The organism is Candidatus Binataceae bacterium, from assembly GCA_036495685.1.
Lineage (GTDB): Bacteria > Desulfobacterota > Binatia > Binatales > Binataceae > JAFAHS01.
Genome location: DASXMJ010000231.1, coordinates 1 through 19,033 on the forward strand (window position 1 = coordinate 1; position 19,033 = coordinate 19,033).

The 19,033-nt window shown below is 59.8% G+C and carries 17 protein-coding genes and 1 pseudogene; 7 read left to right on the forward strand and 11 right to left on the reverse strand.

Annotation, left to right across the window (positions count from 1 at the left end; all coding sequences use genetic code 11):
• Positions 1-232: helix-turn-helix domain-containing protein (locus VGI36_20800; GenBank protein ID HEY2487591.1), on the reverse strand; the 232-nt coding region annotated here is incomplete at its 3' end.
• Positions 233-567: 335 nt separating this feature from the next.
• Between VGI36_20800 and glgX the strand changes: the two genes are divergently transcribed.
• Entirely contained in the window at positions 568-2,616 is a 2,049-nt protein-coding gene (gene glgX, locus VGI36_20805; protein ID HEY2487592.1) for a glycogen debranching protein GlgX, read from the forward strand.
• A 583-nt stretch (positions 2,617-3,199) separates the two neighbouring features.
• Positions 3,200-3,595, forward strand: a complete 396-nt coding sequence (locus tag VGI36_20810) for a hypothetical protein (protein ID HEY2487593.1) — start codon at positions 3,200-3,202, stop codon at positions 3,593-3,595.
• A 148-nt stretch (positions 3,596-3,743) separates the two neighbouring features.
• Here the strand turns inward: VGI36_20810 and VGI36_20815 are convergent, their stop codons facing one another.
• The 4 genes from VGI36_20815 to VGI36_20830 form a co-directional block, all read right to left on the reverse strand.
• Positions 3,744-4,700 carry a D-2-hydroxyacid dehydrogenase gene (locus VGI36_20815; protein HEY2487594.1) on the reverse strand — a complete coding sequence of 319 codons (957 nt, stop codon included), beginning with the start codon at positions 4,698-4,700 and terminating at the stop codon, positions 3,744-3,746.
• A gap of 82 nt (positions 4,701-4,782) precedes the next feature.
• Positions 4,783-5,031 (reverse strand): thiamine pyrophosphate-binding protein, encoded by a 249-nt coding sequence (locus VGI36_20820; protein ID HEY2487595.1) that lies wholly within the window; start codon positions 5,029-5,031, stop codon positions 4,783-4,785.
• Positions 5,032-5,273: 242 nt separating this feature from the next.
• Complete coding sequence (locus tag VGI36_20825; protein HEY2487596.1) at positions 5,274-6,308, reverse strand: amidohydrolase family protein; 1,035 nt, start codon at positions 6,306-6,308, stop codon at positions 5,274-5,276.
• Positions 6,309-6,392: 84 nt separating this feature from the next.
• Complete coding sequence (locus tag VGI36_20830; protein ID HEY2487597.1) at positions 6,393-7,253, reverse strand: SDR family oxidoreductase; 861 nt, start codon at positions 7,251-7,253, stop codon at positions 6,393-6,395.
• A 421-nt stretch (positions 7,254-7,674) separates the two neighbouring features.
• On the opposite strand from VGI36_20830, the gene VGI36_20835 reads away from it, so the two are divergent.
• Positions 7,675-8,892: an acyl-CoA dehydrogenase family protein gene (locus VGI36_20835; GenBank protein ID HEY2487598.1), complete on the forward strand. Its 1,218-nt coding sequence runs from the start codon at positions 7,675-7,677 to the stop codon at positions 8,890-8,892.
• A 163-nt stretch (positions 8,893-9,055) separates the two neighbouring features.
• Positions 9,056-9,442: pseudogene (locus tag VGI36_20840) on the forward strand (SRPBCC domain-containing protein).
• Between the two features lie 7 nt (positions 9,443-9,449).
• On the opposite strand, the gene VGI36_20845 reads toward VGI36_20840, so the two are convergent.
• Positions 9,450-10,217, reverse strand: coding sequence for a DUF899 domain-containing protein (locus tag VGI36_20845; protein HEY2487599.1), 768 nt, complete (start codon positions 10,215-10,217; stop codon positions 9,450-9,452).
• 137 nt (positions 10,218-10,354) lie between these two features.
• Between VGI36_20845 and VGI36_20850 the strand changes: the two genes are divergently transcribed.
• The 3 genes from VGI36_20850 (at position 10,355) to VGI36_20860 (ending at position 13,686) form a co-directional block, all read left to right on the forward strand.
• Positions 10,355-11,575 carry a hypothetical protein gene (locus VGI36_20850; protein HEY2487600.1) on the forward strand — a complete coding sequence of 407 codons (1,221 nt, stop codon included), beginning with the start codon at positions 10,355-10,357 and terminating at the stop codon, positions 11,573-11,575.
• Between the two features lie 9 nt (positions 11,576-11,584).
• Positions 11,585-12,265, forward strand: coding sequence for a hypothetical protein (locus VGI36_20855; GenBank protein ID HEY2487601.1), 681 nt, complete (start codon positions 11,585-11,587; stop codon positions 12,263-12,265).
• 266 nt (positions 12,266-12,531) lie between these two features.
• Positions 12,532-13,686, forward strand: coding sequence for a serine hydrolase (locus VGI36_20860; GenBank protein HEY2487602.1), 1,155 nt, complete (start codon positions 12,532-12,534; stop codon positions 13,684-13,686).
• 392 nt (positions 13,687-14,078) lie between these two features.
• Here the strand turns inward: VGI36_20860 and VGI36_20865 are convergent, their stop codons facing one another.
• The 5 genes from VGI36_20865 to VGI36_20885 form a co-directional block, all read right to left on the reverse strand.
• Entirely contained in the window at positions 14,079-14,720 is a 642-nt protein-coding gene (locus VGI36_20865; GenBank protein HEY2487603.1) for an HD domain-containing protein, read from the reverse strand.
• Between the two features lie 283 nt (positions 14,721-15,003).
• Positions 15,004-15,480 carry a nitroreductase family deazaflavin-dependent oxidoreductase gene (locus tag VGI36_20870; protein ID HEY2487604.1) on the reverse strand — a complete coding sequence of 159 codons (477 nt, stop codon included), beginning with the start codon at positions 15,478-15,480 and terminating at the stop codon, positions 15,004-15,006.
• A 217-nt stretch (positions 15,481-15,697) separates the two neighbouring features.
• Positions 15,698-16,564, reverse strand: coding sequence for a glutathione-dependent disulfide-bond oxidoreductase (yghU, locus tag VGI36_20875; GenBank protein ID HEY2487605.1), 867 nt, complete (start codon positions 16,562-16,564; stop codon positions 15,698-15,700).
• A 404-nt stretch (positions 16,565-16,968) separates the two neighbouring features.
• Entirely contained in the window at positions 16,969-18,027 is a 1,059-nt protein-coding gene (locus VGI36_20880; protein HEY2487606.1) for an LLM class flavin-dependent oxidoreductase, read from the reverse strand.
• A 294-nt stretch (positions 18,028-18,321) separates the two neighbouring features.
• A complete protein-coding gene (locus tag VGI36_20885; protein HEY2487607.1) occupies positions 18,322-18,891 on the reverse strand; it encodes a zinc-binding dehydrogenase in 570 nt (189 codons plus the stop codon).
• Between the last annotated feature and the right edge of the window lie 142 nt (positions 18,892-19,033).

Below are 19,033 nucleotides of genomic sequence, written 5' to 3' on the forward strand. Positions count from 1 at the left end.
ACCGCGCCACCTCATCCAACACTGCGCTCACCAACGCCTGACGGGTGGGAAAGTAAAAGAACACCGCGGGTACAGAGACCTTGGCCTCGCGCGCGATTTCGGCATGACGGGCGGCGCCGATTCCACGACGCGCAAAAACGCAAAGCGCGCAGCGCAGGAGCAGGGTGCGCCGCTCGTTCTGGTCGAGCGCACGAGCGCGGCGATGGCGTGCGGATTGACGAGGATCGGCCATGGATGATGATCCATCTACCAATGATTGATAATGTTGTCAATGATGACTGATAAGATTATCAGTTACGGCGATACGCGACGATTGAATTGCCTGAGAAGATCGTCCCATCCGAGGTCGTCTACGGATGTTTGGTTGTGGTCGGCTTGTTCACCAGGTTCGCAAGCGTCTCCCCCAGCGCAGCGGCGCGTTGCCGGGCGAATCATGTCTCCCGCCATGATGAGCTCGTTGGTCTTCCTGGCCGATGACCGTACCGAGCAACCTCGTTGTGGTGGCGGTAATCCCCGCCTCCGTGTAGTTGAATGCCGTGGAGGCAACCACCTGGTTTCGTGTTTTAAATGAATTCCGATGTCGCCCCTGGTTCGAGCGCTCCGTTAGGCTCTGCCATGCAGCCTGGGGGTGTCAATTTCAGCGTATATTCGAAGAGCGCATCCTCGGTCGAGCTATTGCTGTTCGACAGCGAAGACGACCTCAAGCCTGCTCGGCTGATCGCACTCGATGCACTAAAGAATCGTACCTACCACTACTGGCATGTGCTGGTTCCCGACCTAAAGCCAGCACAGCTCTATGGGTTCAGGGCGTTCGGAGAATTCAAACCGGAGCGGGGCGTGCGCTTCGACAGCAGCAAGGTCCTGCTCGACCCTTACGCTCTCGCGGTCGCCATTCCGAAGGCCTATTCGCGCACCGCCGACAACACCCCAGCGATGAAGAGCGTCGTCGTCGATCCTAGAACCTACGACTGGGAGGGCGACCACCCATTGCACACGCCGTTCGTCGAGACGGTTATCTATGAGCTGCATGTGCGCGGATTCACGCGCCATCCAAGTTCCGGCGTGGCTCCGGGGAAAGCGGGGACCTATGCCGGATTGATCGAGAAGATTCCCTACCTGATCCACCTGGGAATAACGGCCGTCGAACTGATGCCGATCTTTCAATTCGATGCGGCCGACGCACCCTCGGGTCACGTCAACTACTGGGGATATTCACCGGTTTCGTTCTTCGCAGTACATCGCGCGTACAGCTCTCGAAAAGGTCCGATCGGGCCGATGAACGAATTTCGCGACATGGTCAAGGCGCTGCATCGCGCGGGTATCGAAGTCATCCTGGACGTGGTCTTCAACCATACCGCAGAAGGGGACGGGCGCGGTCCGACCTTCTGCTTTCGCGGCCTCGCCAACGAAGACTACTACTTGCTCGAAAGCGATCGTGGCAATTACGCCAACTACAGCGGGACCGGAAATACGCTAAACGCCAACCACCCGATCGTCCGCCGGATGATCGTGGACAGCGTTCGTTACTGGGTCACACAGATGCACGTCGACGGTTTCCGTTTTGATCTCGCATCGGTGCTGGCTCGCGATCAGACCGGGGCGCCGGTGCCGAACCCGCCAGTGATCCTGGATATCGAGTCGGATCCGGTGCTGGCAGGAACAAAGATCATCGCGGAAGCGTGGGACGCCGCGGGCCTCTATCAGGTAGGGAGCTTCGTCGGTGATGGCTGGCAGGAATGGAACGGGAGGTTTCGTGACGACGTGCGCAGATTCATCAAGAGCGATAGCGGCACGGTGTCGAGAGTAGCGCCGCGCTTGCTGGGTAGCCCTGATATCTACGCTCACGAGAACAGAGGACCTGAGCAGAGTATCAATTTTGTTACGTGTCACGACGGATTCACGCTGAACGATCTCGTTTCCTACGATCAAAAACACAACGAAGATAATGGCGAGAATAATCGCGATGGGATGAATGACGAGCTGAGCTGGAACTGCGGCGTTGAGGGACCTACGAGCGATCCGGCGATCGAGTCGCTGCGCTTAAGGCAAATCAAAAACTGCTTGGCTCTGACTTTGCTCGCCGTCGGAACGCCGATGCTGCTCATGGGCGACGAGGTCAGGCGTACGCAGCGTGGGAACAACAACGCATACTGCCAGGACAATGAGTCTAGCTGGTTTGACTGGGGTCTTTGCGATCGGAACACGGGTCTCCATCGCTTTGTCAAAATGATGATCGCTTTTCGGCTTCGCCGCGATGTGGTCATCGAACGTGCTGGGCTGGCAGGACTCACCCTAAACCAGCTTCTCGCAACGGCGGAGCTCAGGTGGCACGGCATCGCGCTGAATTCGCCGGACTGGAGTGAGAACTCGCACTCTATCGCGCTCACGATCGCAAGCCTGGTGGGAACCTTTACGATTCACGCGATGCTGAACGCATACTGGGAGCCCCTGACCTTTGAACTGCCGCCGGCAGATGCCCGCTGGCGGCGATGGGTCGACACGTCGCTCACTCAACCGGAGGATGTCTACGCGTGGGAGCAGGCGCCCGTCGTGTCTCAATCGAGGTACACTGTGGGGCCACGCTCCTTGGTGTTCCTGGTAGATACGGGCAGCTGATGTCGAAACCAAAGACCACAAACGTGACCGCGAGACCTACGTCGGCGCCTTCCCGGCAATTCACTCTGCGATCAGTCTGGATCGCGTCGTCTGTGGTGTGCAATTCAACCTGTACCGGAGACGCTCTTTGATCATCGAGAGTTCCTTTGCAGCTGGCTAACCTTGGTCGAACAGTCGTGGCATCGAGACGCAGTAGGTTAGCCGCGTGAAGCCCCCTTCCCAAGGTTTTCGGGTGGCGGCGGCCACTTGGAATCTGACTGCGAGTAAACGACGGCAGAGGCGGGGCGAGCCTCATTGACACCGAAAGCCCAAGAGAAGCTCAACCAGACTGTGAGGTCGGTGCCTCGCTATTGGAGACGTGTTTCCGTGGTGGCTCGCCCTCCAGACGCAGATGCAGAGCGCGTCGGCGCAAGTAAAAGAACGCGAGCATCGCGGACTGTGTGCAGCTGCCGGATTCGCCCGCAATCCCAGGAGTAACGCTCCCCCTGGAAAGCTCGTATTTGCTACAAAACCATCCTGGACAGTAATACATCCAGCAGGTAGATGACCTCAATCGAATACATCCCGCCGATGGAGGAAACCGATGGAACGAAAACGGGGTTGGTTTCTGACTGTGTGTGCGGTTCTCTTTGCTTTGCTCGCTCTCTCGAATTTCCTGAAACCTGTCCTCGCCGATGCCCACACGGGCTTCGTGTTCTTCGGCCACCGCCTGTCCGGAGTCCCCAACGACGTTCTCGGTCCCGTGTTCGGCCTCCTCTTAGTCGCCTACGTGATCGCTATCTGGCAAATGCGCCGACTCGCTCTACCACTCGGATGGGCCTACGCGGGGTATGTGGTCACAAACACAGTCCTCTTCTCGATCTACACTACAGACAAGCCGCCCTCGCCGGCTTTCCTGGTCGGGACGCTCGTGCTCGGCCTCGGCATCCCAATCGGCTGCGCGATAGCGCTGACCCAAAAGCGCGCCCAACTAACTTGAAGCACCGGGTCAGCCTGGCACTTTGGTCGCTCAATCGATGGAAGGGGCGGGCCCGCAGATAGAGGCCCTTTCAGCCCGGCGCAAAAGATCGGACATCCACCAGCACAAGATTGATTGACAAGCCTTATGTCCGTTCGGCGAGCAAGGGCTAATTGACGACGTTCATCGGATGACCTTGGAGAAATGCTTTCAGGTTCGCGGCTGCGGTGCCGATCAGACGCATGCGCCCTTCCTTAGTCGCCCACGCGATGTGCGGGGTTACGAGGCAGTTCTTTGCATGTAACAGCGGATTGTCGAGCGACGGGGGCTCGCTCGAGAGTACATCTACGCCCGCGCCCGCAAGACGTCCCTGATTGAGCGCATCCGCCAAGTCCTGCTCTACAATAAGCGGTCCGCGCGAGGTGTTGATCAGAAAACCAGTCGGCTTCATCCTCGATAGGGTTGAAGCATTGATGATTCCCCGCGTGTGCGGGAGAAGCGGACAGTGCAGGCTCACCACATCTGCGGCGGCCATCAACTCGTTCACTTCGCACCATTCAAAGCCGGGCCAAGCGGGAGTATTTTCTCTCGCTTCGTCGCTGGCTATCACGCGCATCCCAATGACGGCCGCAATTTCTCCGACCCGCCGGCCGATACGCCCGAACCCCACGATTCCCATGGTTTTGCCTTCCAACTCGATCAGAGGAGTTTTCCAAAAGCTGAAATCCCGGCACCGCGACCATTCACCCGCGCGACTTGCTTGGCTGTGCAGTGCGACGTGATGACAAAGTTCGAGCAGAAGTGCGAACACCAATTGAGCTACCGAGGCAGTGCCATAAGTAGGCACGTTGGTGACGGGGATTCCACGTGCACGAGCGGCCTTGAGGTCAACCTGATCGTAACCGGTGAACACCACGCCGATATAGCGTAGGCGCTCGAGCTTCGTGATCGTCGCTGCGGACAGCGGTGCTCTAGTCGTAAGGAGCACCTCAGCGTCACGCGCGCGGCTGACGATTTCATCTTCGGACGTCCGGTCCAAGACTTCCAACTCGCCAAGCTCCCGGAAGGCGTTCCAACCCAAGTCCCCCGGATTTACCACACCGCCGTCAAGAAAAAGTATCTTCATCGGAATACCTCCGACGCACGCAAGCCGCAGACCTCATAATCGAAATGACTTTTGTTTCCGTCAGCGAGTTCGCTTTTCTCGCTTATGATCGCCGGCAGGTCGCTTCATCGGAAAATGTTGCTGCGGGCCAGCTCGACCAGCTCGCTGCATGGGCGTCGGCGCCGGCTGCAAAGGCCGCAACTTCCTCATGGCGCACGTGGATCCATTTAATGGATTTCTCGCGCCTGATCGCGTCAACAATTCCATTGAGCGAATCGCCGACGATGCCATGGATTCGCTTGACGCCAGCCTCGGCAAGAACCTTAACCAAGCATTCTGCAACGGTTGCCATAACATCTCCCTACTTAGTCGGCTACGTCGCCCCTCAGGCGACCTTGGCTCTGTGACGGACAGCGGTCGAGGGCCAGAGCTCCCCGCATGGACCTTGGACCAGTCGAAGAGCGTGAACGTTGTCTTAGGCGCCGCCTTGGAGACTCCGACCGCTCCCAAACTACCACCAATCAGACCAAAGGTGTGGACCGGATTGAAAGCAAGGCTAGTCTCTCGTAATTCCCAGTCGCTGCAGCCCCGGCACTAGGCCAGCGCCGCCGGAAGTCTATACGTGCTAGCGGCAGTGCCACTGAACAGCGCCGACTTCTCGTCAGCGGAGGCGCCACTCGCAAGACGTTTGAACGCATTCCACAGGACTGCATAGCTGCACCAGCGCTTTTGCACCGGGAAATTACTTTCGAACATGCACCGGCGGGCGCCAAAGTGCTCAAGGCAAACCTCGAAGAAAGGCCGCCAGGCCCCAGCGATCTCCTCCGAAGAAAGCGGCAATGCTTTAGACTCGCGCGAGGTGCGGGAGCGCCTTTCCGGAAGCGCACCTAGCTTCACGCGGACGTTGTCATGCGAGGCCAGGGCGATCATCGCTTTGCGCCATTCGGCGAAGACCTCGGTCGCGCGCCCGGCGTTGGGACCGCCCAGAATCGGGCTGCCGAAATGGTTTAGGACGATCGGCGTGTGGGGGAAATCGGCGGCCAGCGCCGCCACTTCACCCAACTGGGGATGGTAAACCCAGGCATCGAAAGCGAGTCCGAAGCGGGCCAGATATTGAAAGCCTTCGCGGAACTGATTCTCCGCGAGCACCCCAGGACGCGGCACCGTCTTGCGCACACGCTCATCCGCGTCCCAGGCTGTCGAAAAACGGATTGCACTGAATCGCCCGCCGCTGGCGGCAATATGCGCCTTCAGAATCGGTTCAACGCGTGATCCCAGCAGCAAATTGACGTTTCCGACGATTGCGGCACATGCCCGCGCCGGTCCGAAGCCGCCGCTCGCACTCATCGCGGCCACGCCGGTGACGAACTCGGTCTCACCCAGCGAGCGAAGCTCTTCCGGCCCGTCGGCCCGGTACATCGAACCGCACTCCTCGAACACCGTGGCTCGGACGTTGTGGCCGCTGGAGAGATCAGCCAGGAGCTCGGGAAAGAGATAAACGTTGCCTGCGCGGCTCCACAGATGGTGATGAGGGTCCACGATAGGCAGTTCAGGCTCAATAATCTCCTCGCGGTACTGGGCCAGCCACGCCTCGTCAACCCTGCCGGAGAAATCAGGTCCAGGCGACATTTTTCGAACCTCCAATGACTGACGACTTGTTGGTCGTGGTCGGCGAACTGCCCCGGCGTGACCGCCGGTCGGATAAAACGCTTATCAATAGCTAGGTTTAGTGGGAAATGCTGTTAGTTGCAGTTCGTGCGTCCAGCACGAGCGGTCCTGCGTATGCAAGTAGTAGAAAGCCTCGGCAATTTTCACTGGATCGATGACGATTTCAGGTCGCTTTTGGGCGATCGGTAGCGCACGGGTTCCGGGTGAGTCGATCAGACCGTCGATCACCACGTTAGCCACGTGTACCCCATACTCGGAGTACTCTTCAGTGAGTACCTGCGACAGCGTGCGCATCATGACCCTGGGATAGTAAAGAGACTGTCCGGTCATGCGCTTGCGCCCACGTAGGGAGTTGGCGTTATTCGAGAAGAAAAACGATCCACGGCCCTTGGTTCGCATCGTGGGCAAGATCTCCTTGGCAACCAGAAAGGGGCCGCGGCTCGATATGTGCTGCGCCGTGTCGAACATCTCCACCGGGATGTGTTCGAGCAATTCCTTTTCCGGAGGAAGCTCGCGCCCCTCCATGTAACCAGCGTTATAGACGACCACCTCAGGATCACCAGCGTCGCGGCGGATCGTCGCGAACGCCGTCGCTATTGACGCCTGGGAGGCGAGGTCCAGTTCGACAATCAGGCATTCCCCATTCTGTCTTTCGATGGCCTGCGCGAGTGATGCTGCATTCGCCTTGCTGCGGGTGGTGAGGACAACCAGGAACCCTTCCTGGGCGAACTTCTGCGCGATAGCGCCCCCCACGCCCCAGCGCACGCCGACCGGGAAGTCGCTTTCGTTGAGCGCCTTGCCATGGACCAACAACGTATTGCGGCCGTTCGATTGCCATTTTGAAGTGGCGCCGATCACTACGGCGACCGGCTTGTCTTTTGACTTTGATTCGCGATTTTGACTCATTGAAACACCTTTGTCTGACGCAATGTTCGGCGCAACGGATGCGTGGCATCAAGACGCGTGGGGGTCAGAGCGCTTTGCAACCGTGCGCTCAGCAGGGATTGCAACCGTGCCCGGAAAGACCACCGACGTTCCTGCCAAGAGTGAGTACAATTCAAAACGGTGTCCGTTAAAAGTCCGTCCCTCAGCGGTCTAAGGAAAGCGCGACGCCGAACTGGCTCCAGCTGTCTTCGCCGGTGGTCGAGTCGGTAAGCTTCATTTCGCGGCGAGCGCTGCCCACCAAACGCAAATGAGCCGGTCGCTATTTCCGTGAAGCAGTTCACGATTCCACCGTCCTCCAATAGGAGCCATCTCGGATTGGCCCGAACTGCGGTCCAAGGCTCGGCGCTTGACCCGTTGTTCGGCAAAAGACTACGAATCGGATGTGCAAAGTCAAACCCAGAACACGCGGTCTAGTGAAGTCGGTAATGGTCCAACCGCGAGCGCCGCTTCCTTCGACGCGGTAGCCGTCGCGCGCAGTTTGCAATCGATTATTCGCACCCACGCCGACGAGACCGAGCGAGGGCGCCGCCTGGCCGCACCGGTGGTCGATGCACTGCGCGCCGGTGGGCTTTTCTCGATGGGTCTTGCTTCCGCGATGGGCGGGCTGGAAACGTCAATCGGATCGGCGCTTCGCGCGATCGAGGAAATCAGTTTCGCAGACGGTGCCAGCGGCTGGAACGTCATGATCGTGTTCGACACTGATCTGTGGGCGGGTTTTCTCCGGGGCGCCTCACGAGATCTGATCGGGTCGATTTCTCGTCCGATCGTCACCGGAACCCTCAGTTCGCCCGGGCGGATCGAGAAAAGTGACGGCGGCTATCGTATCTCGGGCCGATGGAAATTCGGTAGCGGATGCCAGCATTCCGATGTGGTGCTGGTAGGCGCGCTGCTGTGCGAGAGCGGGAAGCCCGTGATGGGTCCCACGGGCGCTCCCGAAATGTTGCAGATCGCGTTGCGAGCATCTGAAGTTACCATCCTGGACACCTGGCGGGTGACCGGACTCCGCGGCACCGGCAGTCACGATTTCGCGATCGACAACCTCTTCGTTGCCGCAGAACGCGCTTTGCCGCTCAACATCACCACTCCGGTCGAACGCGGCCCGCTTTACGCCTTTCCGATGCTCGCGAGTTTCGCAGTGGCCAAAGGCGCCGTGGCTCTAGGAATCGCGCGCCATGCGATCGACGCCTTTAAGGAAATCGCACGCTCAAAAGTGCCGGCTACCAAAACCGCCGCGCTGCGCGAACAGCCAACCGCACAGATCGACCTCGCCCATGCTGAGGCGCTGGTGCATTCGGCCCGCGCCTTTTTGTATCAGAGTGTCGAGGAAGGGCGGAGGGAACTCCTCGCGGGCAACCCGATCCCGCAACCGCTACGCGCTCTGATTCGACTTGCGGCGACGAACTGTGTGCAACGTTGCGCGCAATCGGTGGATCTCATGTACCAGGCGGCTGCGGCGACCGCGATCTACGAATCGTGTGAACTGGAGCGGTGTTTCCGCGATGCTCACGTGGTGACTGCGCATATCGTCGTGCAACCGGCGATGTATGAAGCGGTCGGTCGCGTTATGTTGGACCTACCGCCCAATACCGCCGTTTGGTGACGCATCGAACACTGGTCCAAAAGATCGAACGGCTATCTACTTTCAAACTTGGTCCACCCGGCAGCACGCAGGGCGACTGCCAAACAAGACCGATGAATCCGAAGCACAAGGTTGATTCGACACTGATCCTTAGACGCATCTTTGACGCGCCCCGAGCACCGTCTGGCGTGCATGGACGACACCGGAGGAGATGACCGGGTGGTGGGTTGCCGGGTGGGACCATGTCGTTCATTTTGCCGAGGCAGATGTTCGCGTCGGGGGCTCCTACCGTGTCGGTTTCGCGCTACCCGGCAAAACCCCGTATGTCGAGTCCGGAACGTTCAGCGAAGTGGTTCCGATGAAGCGGCTGGCCTACCAGGAAACGGTGACCCTGTCGGGCGAACAGATTCACACCCACGCGACTGTGATTGACTTCCGCGATCTCGGCGGAAAAACCGAGGTCACCGTGAGCACCAGTGGGTGGGAAGCCTGGCGCAATGCGGATGGCTGGGTCCCGGCACTCGAGAAATTGGCCGCGCACCTCGGCGGCGAACCGAGGTTGCGCGCCTAGATTTCGCTCAGCCCTTGTACTCGTCGTGGCGGCTCCACCAGGGGCCCGTGCCGGTCTCGTTGCGTCCCTCGGGAGCACGGTCCAGCCACTGGTACATGCCCCACAGGGCGTCCAGTCCGCGCGCATAAGTAGAATAGGTGTGGTAGACCACACTATTCTCGAGCACGAACGCGCTCATCCCGGGCCTCTCGCGCCTGTACCTCGGCGAGTCGGTACCGCACATCGCCGCGAACCGTGCGACGGGGGCGGGAACCTGCGTTGCGTCGAAGGTCTGGTTGCTGGGCGCGTAGTTGTATTCGATGCGCCCCCCGCGCTGTTGCTCTTCGGTGATCGAGACGTTGAAGTCCAAGTTGAAGTCGCCGTCAAGTGAGGACGCCCAGGGGAACGTCCATCCCATGCGCTGTTTGTAGGTCTGGAGCTTCCTAAGGGGGGCCCGTGACACCGCCCACAGCATGACGTCGTGGTTCGCCAGATGCACGGCGAACCCGTTGAAGCCGTCCGCGATCGCCGAACAAGACGGGCAGCCGGCGGTGTAGTCCGGCCCGAACATAAAATGGTAGACGAGGAGTTGCGAGCGACCGCGGAAGAGTTCCGCCAGCGAGAAGTTGCCTTCGTCGGTCTCGAACCGATACTCCTTGTCGATCCGAACCCACGGCAGTTCCTGACGCCTTTGCACCAGCTCGTCGCTCCGCCGCGTCAACTCCTTCTCCGCCTTGAGCAGATCCAAGCGCGCAGCAAGCCACTCCTCGCGTGTCCCAGTCCTGTGCTTGGTCATCGTTTCTTATCTCCTCCCTTTAGGGGTCTTCCGTCGTTCGAGGCGTTATCGATACGACGTGTTTCATTGGCGTCCGCGAGATAGATCTTACCTGCGGCGTGCCGAATGGTGAGAGTTACAAGTGTGACGGGATTGTGATGGACGCTCTGATTGCAGCCGCGGCGCGGGCGCTAGCGGCGGGCGACCCGTTCGGCGCACTGAACCGCGTAGGCCTGCGCGACGACGCGCCTGCCCTCGCGCTGAGAGGCATTGCAATGGCGCAGCTCGGCGATTTCGTTCGGGCGAAGGCTCTTCTGCGCAGTGCTGCGCGTACCTTCAGCCCGAAAGAGACCGCAGCCCGCGCGAGGTGCGTCGTCGCCGAGGCGGATGTTGCCCTCGTCTCGCGCGACTCGGGCTGGCCCGCGGGCGCGCTGAAGGCGGCGTGGGTGACGCTCGAAGCGCATGGCGACCGCGTAAACGGCGCGTATGCACGGTATCTCGAGGTCCGGCGCCTCCTCCTGGTGGGTCGCATCGATACTGCGGAGCGTATGCTTGCTGAGCTCAACGCAGTACCTCTCCCTCCGGCGTTGCGAACCGTCCACCAGCTAGTGGTCGCGGGGATCGCGATTCGACGCCTGCGCACGAAGGCGGCGCGCGCCGCCCTCGCTCGAGCGGAACGCGCCGCGCACCTCGCACGTATCCCCGCGCTGACGGCGGAGGTTGAAGGTGCATCTCTTGTCCTGAACACGCCGGCAGCGCGTCTGATTGCGAACGGCGAGGAGCGAACCCTCCTGCTCGGAGAAGTCGAAGCATTGCTGGCGTCGAAAGCGCTGGTGGTGGACGCGTGCCGTCATGTCGTGCGTCACGCACGCACGGTCGTTTCGCTTGCGAGACGCCCGGTGTTGTTCGCGCTCGCGCGAGCGCTGGGCGAAACCTGGCCGAACGACGTTCCGAGAGACGTACTCCTGGCACGAGCATTCGGAGCAAGGCACGCCGATGAATCGCATCGCGCGCGGCTGCGGGTTGAAATAGCGCGTCTTCGGATCGTGCTGAGAGCGCTGGTAGGCGTTGGCGCCACGAAAAGAGGGTTTGCCCTAGCGCCGCGCAGCGCCCGCAGGGTCGTTGTTCTGGCGCCCCCCGTGGAAGACGACAGCGCGTCGCTGCTCGCCTTCCTCGCCGACGGTCAATCCTGGTCGAGCTCGGCTCTCGCAATTGCGCTCGGAATGAGCCAGCGCACCGTGCAGCGGGCGCTCGACTCGCTCGCGGCAGCAGACAAGGTGCAGTGGTTTGGTCGCGGACGAGCCCGTCGTTGGATGACCCGGCCCGTGCCGGGATTCACGACGACTTTGTTACTGCCCGCTCCACTCCCGAGCGGCTAGGATGAAAGCATGACTCAATCAGCGGCCGAAGTGGTCCGTGAGTACGGCCCCTTTCCGGGTGTCGAGCACGTGCATGGAGTCACGTATGACGGTCAGCACATCTGGTTTGCGGCCGGAGACACGCTGAAGGCCGTCGATCCCTCAAGCGGGAAGATGTTGCGCTCGATAGACGTCGCTGCGAATGCGGGAACTGCTTTCGATGGGCTGCACCTCTTTCAGTTGGCCGGGGATCGCATCCAGAAGATCGATCCGAAGACCGGCCAGGTGGTCGCCACCATTCCGGCGCCCGGCAGCGGCTGCTCCGGGCTCGCGTGGGCCGAAGGAATGCTGTGGGTCGGGCAGCATCGGAACCGGAAAATCTACCAAATCGATTCCCGGACAGGGGCGATAGTTCGCACGATCGAATCCGACCGCTTTGTCACCGGGGTCACCTGGGTCGACGGTCAGCTCTGGCACGGTACCTGGGAAGGTGACGAAAGCGATTTGCGGCGGGTAGACGTTCGCACGGAAGAGGTGCTGGAGAGACTTAGGATGCCGCGCGGAGTGAGCGTTTCGGGGCTCGAGTCGGATGGGGGCGATCTGTTCTTCTGCGGAGGGGGAAATAGCGGCAAGGTGAGGGCCGTGCGCCGTCCGAAACGAGGTCTGCGCCGGGCAGCAGCTCAGCGCCCCACGCGCCGGAGCGCCCACTGATTCGTCCTGGCTTGGAAGGTGTGGACGGTGATTGTATGGCGGCGGAGGCGAGGTCAGACGAATCGCACGTGCGGCTTCACCCTGTCTGCCGCACTGACCACTTGCCGCGATTCGGAGAGACCCGGGAAATCGCACCGAAACAGAAAAGGCCGTATCTGACGTCGCAAGTTTAAATATCCGAAGTGACTGTTCACTCAGCTTTTGATCAGGAGGTGTGCGTGGAAAAATGCCGCGCGGTGCTCCAGGATTATGTGATCAGTCGAAGGATGCTTCTCGTTACGCTGATCGTCGCGCTTGCGATCGCGGGTTGCAAACGCGCGACGACTGCAGTGCCTCGGGCGGACCCGAATGGGTGCGGGGACCCGATTGGCAGCATTGAGGGCTGGCAAGTCGCGACGCCTGAGAGCGTGGGCCTGTCGAAGGCCGCGCTCTGCCCGATGGTCAAGTGGCTCGCCGAATCGAAGCTTGACAATGTTCACGCGGTGTTAGTCGTACGCCATGGAAAGCTGGTGTTCGAGCAATACTTCACGGGGGACGATGAGCATCTGGGGAGCAAGGCCGGAATCGTGACATTTGGGCCAACCGTTCGCCATGACGAGCGTTCGGTAAGCAAGAGCGTGGTATCGCTGGTGATGGGAATTGCGATCGATCACGGTTGGATCAAAAGCATCGAGGCCCCGATATTCTCGTTCTTTCCGGAGTACACCAGCCTCAGCACTCCGGAGAAAAACCGCATCACGATTCGCGATTTACTTACGATGTCTTCAGGGCTTGAGTGGCATGAGGAAGATGTTCCCTATACGAGTCCCGACAACAGTGAAATCGTGATGGACCGCTCCTCCGATCCTACGCGCGCCGCGTTGGCGCCTGACCTGGTCGCGGCGCCGGGCAAGATCTGGAACTACAATTCCGGATCGACGGAGTTGCTAGGCGCGATTCTGAAGAAAGCAACGGGAAAGGCCGTCGACCAGTTGGCGGCCACGCTGTTATTCGCACCCCTCGGGATCACCGATTTCACCTGGTACAAACATCCGAACGGCAGCCCGCACGCGGCAGGGGGCCTTCGATTGCGCCCCCGGGATCTCGCGAAGATAGGACAGCTGATTCTTCAGCGAGGGTCATGGAACCGAACGCAAGTGATCTCCTCGGCGTGGATCGATGCGGCCACCGCGCCGCACATCATGGGTGAGGTTCTGTTTTTTTACGGATACCAGTTCTGGCTAGGCCGCTCGCTGGTCAATGGCCACGAAGTGAAATGGACCGCCGCGGTGGGGCTCGGCGGACAGCGACTGTATGTTATACCGGAGCTCGACATGGTGGTCGCCCTAAACTCGGGGATGTACGCGAGCGATCGGCAGGGCCGGGTCGCCCTGCAAGTTCTCGATCGCTACGTGATGCCCGCAGTCGAGCACTCCGGATAGGGCTCCGAGGATATCTGAAATCGAGATACCGTGTGGTAGTGGAGAACGATTTGAGCCCTGAGAAACCGCAGAAATCCTTAGCTTCTTCACTCCGAAATGTTTCTCGTATCGGCTGTTTCGGTACCGTTTGATCCTTGTGATCTGGCTTGTCTTGCAGGTCGCGTGGGCGCTCAGCGCGGCCACGAATACCATCCTCGGCGCGATCAAGTCGGCCGACTAGCAATGTGTCTGCGATGGAACTCAGGAGTTCTTGGGTCCAGCCGCATCTCGCGAGACTCACGCGCGCCGTCAGACTTGGTAGTCGTCTCTATCGCGAGGCGCGAAGATGTAGTGGCGTGGTCTCGGATGGATAGATTAGCTCACCCGAGCCGTGTTGGACCGGTCATGTGTGGTCAGTTTGTCCAGGCAGACCCGAGGATCACTTTGCAAAAATCAGTGCGTTGGAAATGCTGGTCCTTAAGTGCAAGCACATCATCATTCACGGTGCCGAAAGTGCTGTCCGGCCGGTGCTTCATACCCCGATAGAAGGCATCGATGATGTTCTTCTTGAAGCTCGTCCCGCGCGGGTGAGCAGCGACCACGGTCTCTCGATCCTCCGCCTTAAACTGATCATAAGCGATTCCGAGAACATCCATTTCGACACCAGCCGTAACCAGCGCCACCTCCGCCTTCATGTGTTCCGGAATCCCAGGCGTCGTGTGCAGAGCGATTGCAGTCCAGACGGTCTCAATCGACTCCTCAGGCAAGCCGTAACTTCGCAGGAAGTTGCGAGCTGCGTTCGCTCCGTCGACTTCGAACCGCAACTGCGAGTCGCGGTACGCTTCGGTCAAGGCGAGATCGTGAAACATTGCACCGACATAGAGCAGCTCGGGGTCGTAGCGCAGGCCTCTGCGTTGACCCGTGAGGGCGCCGAATAAAAAGACTCGTGAGGAATGGTGGAATAGCAGGTCCGGTTCTTTGTCGCGTATCAGCTCGGTCAAATCACGCGCCATCTTGCTGTCCGGGATCTTAATGCCAGCTACTGTAGGAGACATTTTTCACTCACCTCCGGTCTTTGATGTCGCGCCGCGTCAGCTGCGTGGTTTCTCCATTCAGGCAGGCTGAGGACCAGTCCTACGCGTCGCTTTGCCGTCCAGCGTCGTACTTCCTGGAGGTGCTGTTCGTCTGCCGTTTGCCACCTCACCAGGTCTCTCGACCTTGTACTTCTATTGGTGGTTCAAATTCCAAGTGGAGCGGACAACCCGCTACTAGACTTTTGTCGAGATCAGCGCTGTTTCGCGGCGACGCGGAGTTAGGCTGTGTCAATAAACGTCGCACTCATGCCGGGCCAGTAGGCTGGAGAACAACCACCGGGATCTGCCGCGAACCCGCTCGCTTCTGGTAGTCGTCGTAAGGCGGATACATCGCCGCCATCTTCTTCCAGCCGTGCGTTCGTTCATCGCCGCTTGCGGTGCGTGCACGGGCGCGCATTCGCTTTGAGCCGACCCAGATTTCGCACTCCGGATTCGCCTTCAGATTCACGTACCAGCCCGGGTGGGTCGGCGCGCCGCCCTTCGAGCCGATGATGACGTATTTCCCATCCATCTCCTGATAGAGAAGCGGCAGCGGTCGGAGCTTGCCGCTCTTCGCGCCGCGCGCGATTAGGAGCAGCGTCGGCAGCGGGCCCGGCCCACCCCCTACGGTTGAATCCCACAGATGAGCCTTGTCGGGATCGGAGAGATATAGTTCCACATGGTCCCTCAGCCACTTCGGCATTCCTGCCGGGAGCTTCTCGTACTGTTCCTTCTCGCTCATAGTGGTCTCCTTTCGGCATTCGAGATCTCACGATCTGCGAAGTTGGGGCCTATCACTATTCTGCAGCGCCCGGAGTTGCTCCAGTAGAATTGCCACAGACGCAAACGCGACTACGAAATTGCACGCTAGCGCAAGTGTCATCGTATTGTTTCAGTGCACGAACGACCGCTTGCAGAAATCCCTTGGGCCATCACGGCACCCGTAGCGCGATTGATGCTCAGCTTCCTGCGGCGAGTTTGTCCGCCGTTTTGGTGTCGAAATCGCTCGCGTCGTGGCGCTCGTGCAACTGGCTCGACGGCTCTCCGAAAACTCGATTGACCATCCGTCCTCGCTTTACGGCCGGGCGCTTGATGAGCGTGTCCGCCCAGCGATGCACGTTCTTGTAATCTTGCGCGCTCAGGAACTCGCCTCCTCCATAGAGCTCGCCCTTCGCCAGCGCGCCATACCAAGGGAAGATGGCCATATCGGCGATCGTGTAGGCGCTTCCCGCGATATACTCACTCTGTGCGAGTCGTTGGTCGAGCACATCGAGTTGTCGCTTCACCTCCATGGCATACCGATCGATTGCATATTCGATTTTTTCCGGAGCATACGCGTAGAAGTGGCCGAATCCGCCGCCCAGGTAGGGCGCGCTTCCCATTTGCCAAAATAGCCATGACCAGCATTCGGCGCGCCCGCCGACCTCTCCTGGTACGAACGCGCCGAACTTCTCGGCCAGATAGAGTAGGATCGCGCCCGACTCGAAAACCCTGATCGGCATAGGACCGCTGCGATCTACCAGTGCCGGAATCTTGGAGTTCGGGTTAACGGCGACGAAGCCGCTGCCGAACTGATCGCCAGCTCCGATATTAATCAGCCATGCGTCGTACTCCGCGCCAGTGTGGCCGAGGGCCAGGAGTTCCTCCAACATTATCGTCACTTTCACGCCGTTGGGCGTGCCGAGTGAATAGAGCTGGATGGGATGGCGGCCTACGGGCAGCTCCTTGTCGTGCGTCGGCCCGGCGATGGGGCGGTTGATGTTTGCGAACCGGCCGCCGCTCGCCTTGTTCCACGTCCAAACTTTAGGGGGGATATACTCGCTCATCTCTCTTATACTCACCTTTCTCTCAGCAAGTTTACCCGGAAAAGCCCCGATGTGTCACACTGGAAACAGCCGTATAAGGCGGACGGCGGAAGACCGCTGAGACTCCAAACAAACTATGAGAGGAGTGAAGATGAAGCACAATCCCAAAGCGCGCGCGCGGGTAAAGGAGAGCGTGTCTCACCTTCGCTGCTGCAGCGCATCCAGCCCGACGCCGCCGGGATCGACCGCGGACAGAACGGCCACTTCGTGGCGGTGTTACCCGAGCGCTGAGGTCTCGCTGCATTGATTTTGACAATTTTCTCTACGGCAGCGATTGCTGACAGCGGGCGGCGGCTCGGTGTGGTCCTCTGGCAAGGTATCACGCGCCAGGAGAGTGATTGCTTTGCAAATGCCGATTCGCGTTGCTACTCAGCGGTGCCGTTGATCGCGTTCGCCAAATCCATCACCTTACCGAGCGTCGCAATTTTCTCGCGAAGGCTATGCCCCATCGGCGCGACGCGCAGCCTCGTGACGCCCGCGTTCTTGTAGGCCTGAATTCGCTCGCGCACCATCTCGGCGTTGCCCAGGAGATTCGCCTGAACCACCATCTCTGAAGGTACCGTCGCAATGGCTTCGGTACGCTTTCCCGCGATCCAGAGACGCTGCACTTCGCGGGCAACCGCCTCCCAACCGGCCCGTTTGAATGCGTCGTTGTAGAAGTTCGTCCTCGCAGACCCCATTGCACCGAGCGTAAAAGCCATCGCGGGCTTCAACGGCTCCACGAGCACATCAAGATTATCGCCGAACGCGACCGTGCCGCCGACCTCAATCTCGATGCCGGCCAGGCTGCGCCCAGACTTTTCGGCGCCCCGGCGCAGATAGTCGAGGTGAGCTGCTGCGTGTTCCGGCATAAACGACGTGCCGAGCCAACCATCGGCCACCGCACCCGTATATTCCAATGCTTGGGGTTTGAGGGTCGCCAAGTAAATCGGAATATTGGAATTGCCGGGATGTGACAACCTGAGCGCCTTGCCTTGTCCGCCCGGCAACGGCAATTCGTGATATTTGCCATGATACTCGATCTTTTCGCCGGCGAACGCCAGTTTAATGATCTCTACGGTTTCTCTGAGCCGTGTCAGCGGCGCTTTGAATGGCTGGCCTTGCAGGCCTTCGACAACCTGCGGACCGCTCGTCCCGAGGCCCAGGATGAAGCGATCTTTGCTGATGGCAGCCATCGTCAGCGCTGTCATCGCTGTCATCGCGGGCACCCGCGCGCTGATCTGCATGATGCCGGTGCCGAGGCGGATCCGGCTTGTGCGCGCGGCGAGGTAGGCAAGCGGTGCAATCGCGTCCTGCCCCCATGCTTCGGCGGTCCAGACCGCATCGATGCCGAGCTTTTCCGCCTCGACGACGTATTCGACCTGTTCGTCGAAGTCGCGTCTTTGGCCCGAGGCCGCACCGCCGATCCCAATGCTGACTTTCATAGATCGCCTCTTCCCGTTGGTCATTGTTGAGAAGAAGCTAACGAAACGAAGGCGACCTGAATATGGGTCTCACAAAGGTAATGACCGCTTTGATGTCAGAAGTTAGCCAAGTTCGGGTTTTGGCATATGTCCCGATGTGGCTAATTTCGGTCAGTTTGCCCCTCGGAGGGGCAAACTCCAAAAAGCCCGGTTCCTCTGGGACACCGGAGCGGCGTCCCGCTGCTATTGATGAGTTCGCCGAGCGACCGAGATCGCGTCCCTTTACTCGATTCCAGTCGCCCGTCACGGTTCCGGTTAGCCCATTCGCACGATGACCTTGCCAAAGTTTTTTCCATCGAGCATGCCGACGAAGGCTTCTGGGGCCCTCTCCAGACCATCTACGATGTCTTCGCGGTAACGGACGTGGCCGTCCGCGACTAGCGCGCCTACTTCGCGCAAGAATTGAGTAAAATATTGCTCGACAAACTCAGCGTAAATAAATCCACGCAGGGTCAGGCTCTTCGACAAGATCTGGCGCATTGTCGCTGGGAGACGATCGATGCCGTCGGGGTGACCGACGCTGTTGTATTGAGCAACCAGGCCACAGACTGGTATGCGGGCGAAACTGTTGAGCAGCGGAAGCACCGCCTGCCAAACCGCCCCACCACCGGTTTCGAAATAGACGTCAATTCCCTTCGAACAGGCCTTGGCCAATTGAGCTGGAAAATCCGAGGCGTGGTGATCTATCGCTGCGTCGAACTCGAGCTCGCTTTGGACGTATCCGCATTTCTCTGGTCCGCCAGCGATGCCGACTACTCTAGCCCCACCGAGCCGCGCAAGCTGGCCAACCAGCGAACCGACGGGTCCGCTTGCTGCTGCGATCACGAGGGGAGAGCGGGATAATGATGGCGGCGGTCGTCACGCAACGACCGCCTCATTTGAGCCGGCGCAAGTTCTCCTCGTGAGATTCCCGCGAGATTCGATACGCGCCGATCACGGCGACCGAGGCCAGGTACAGAAGGAACAA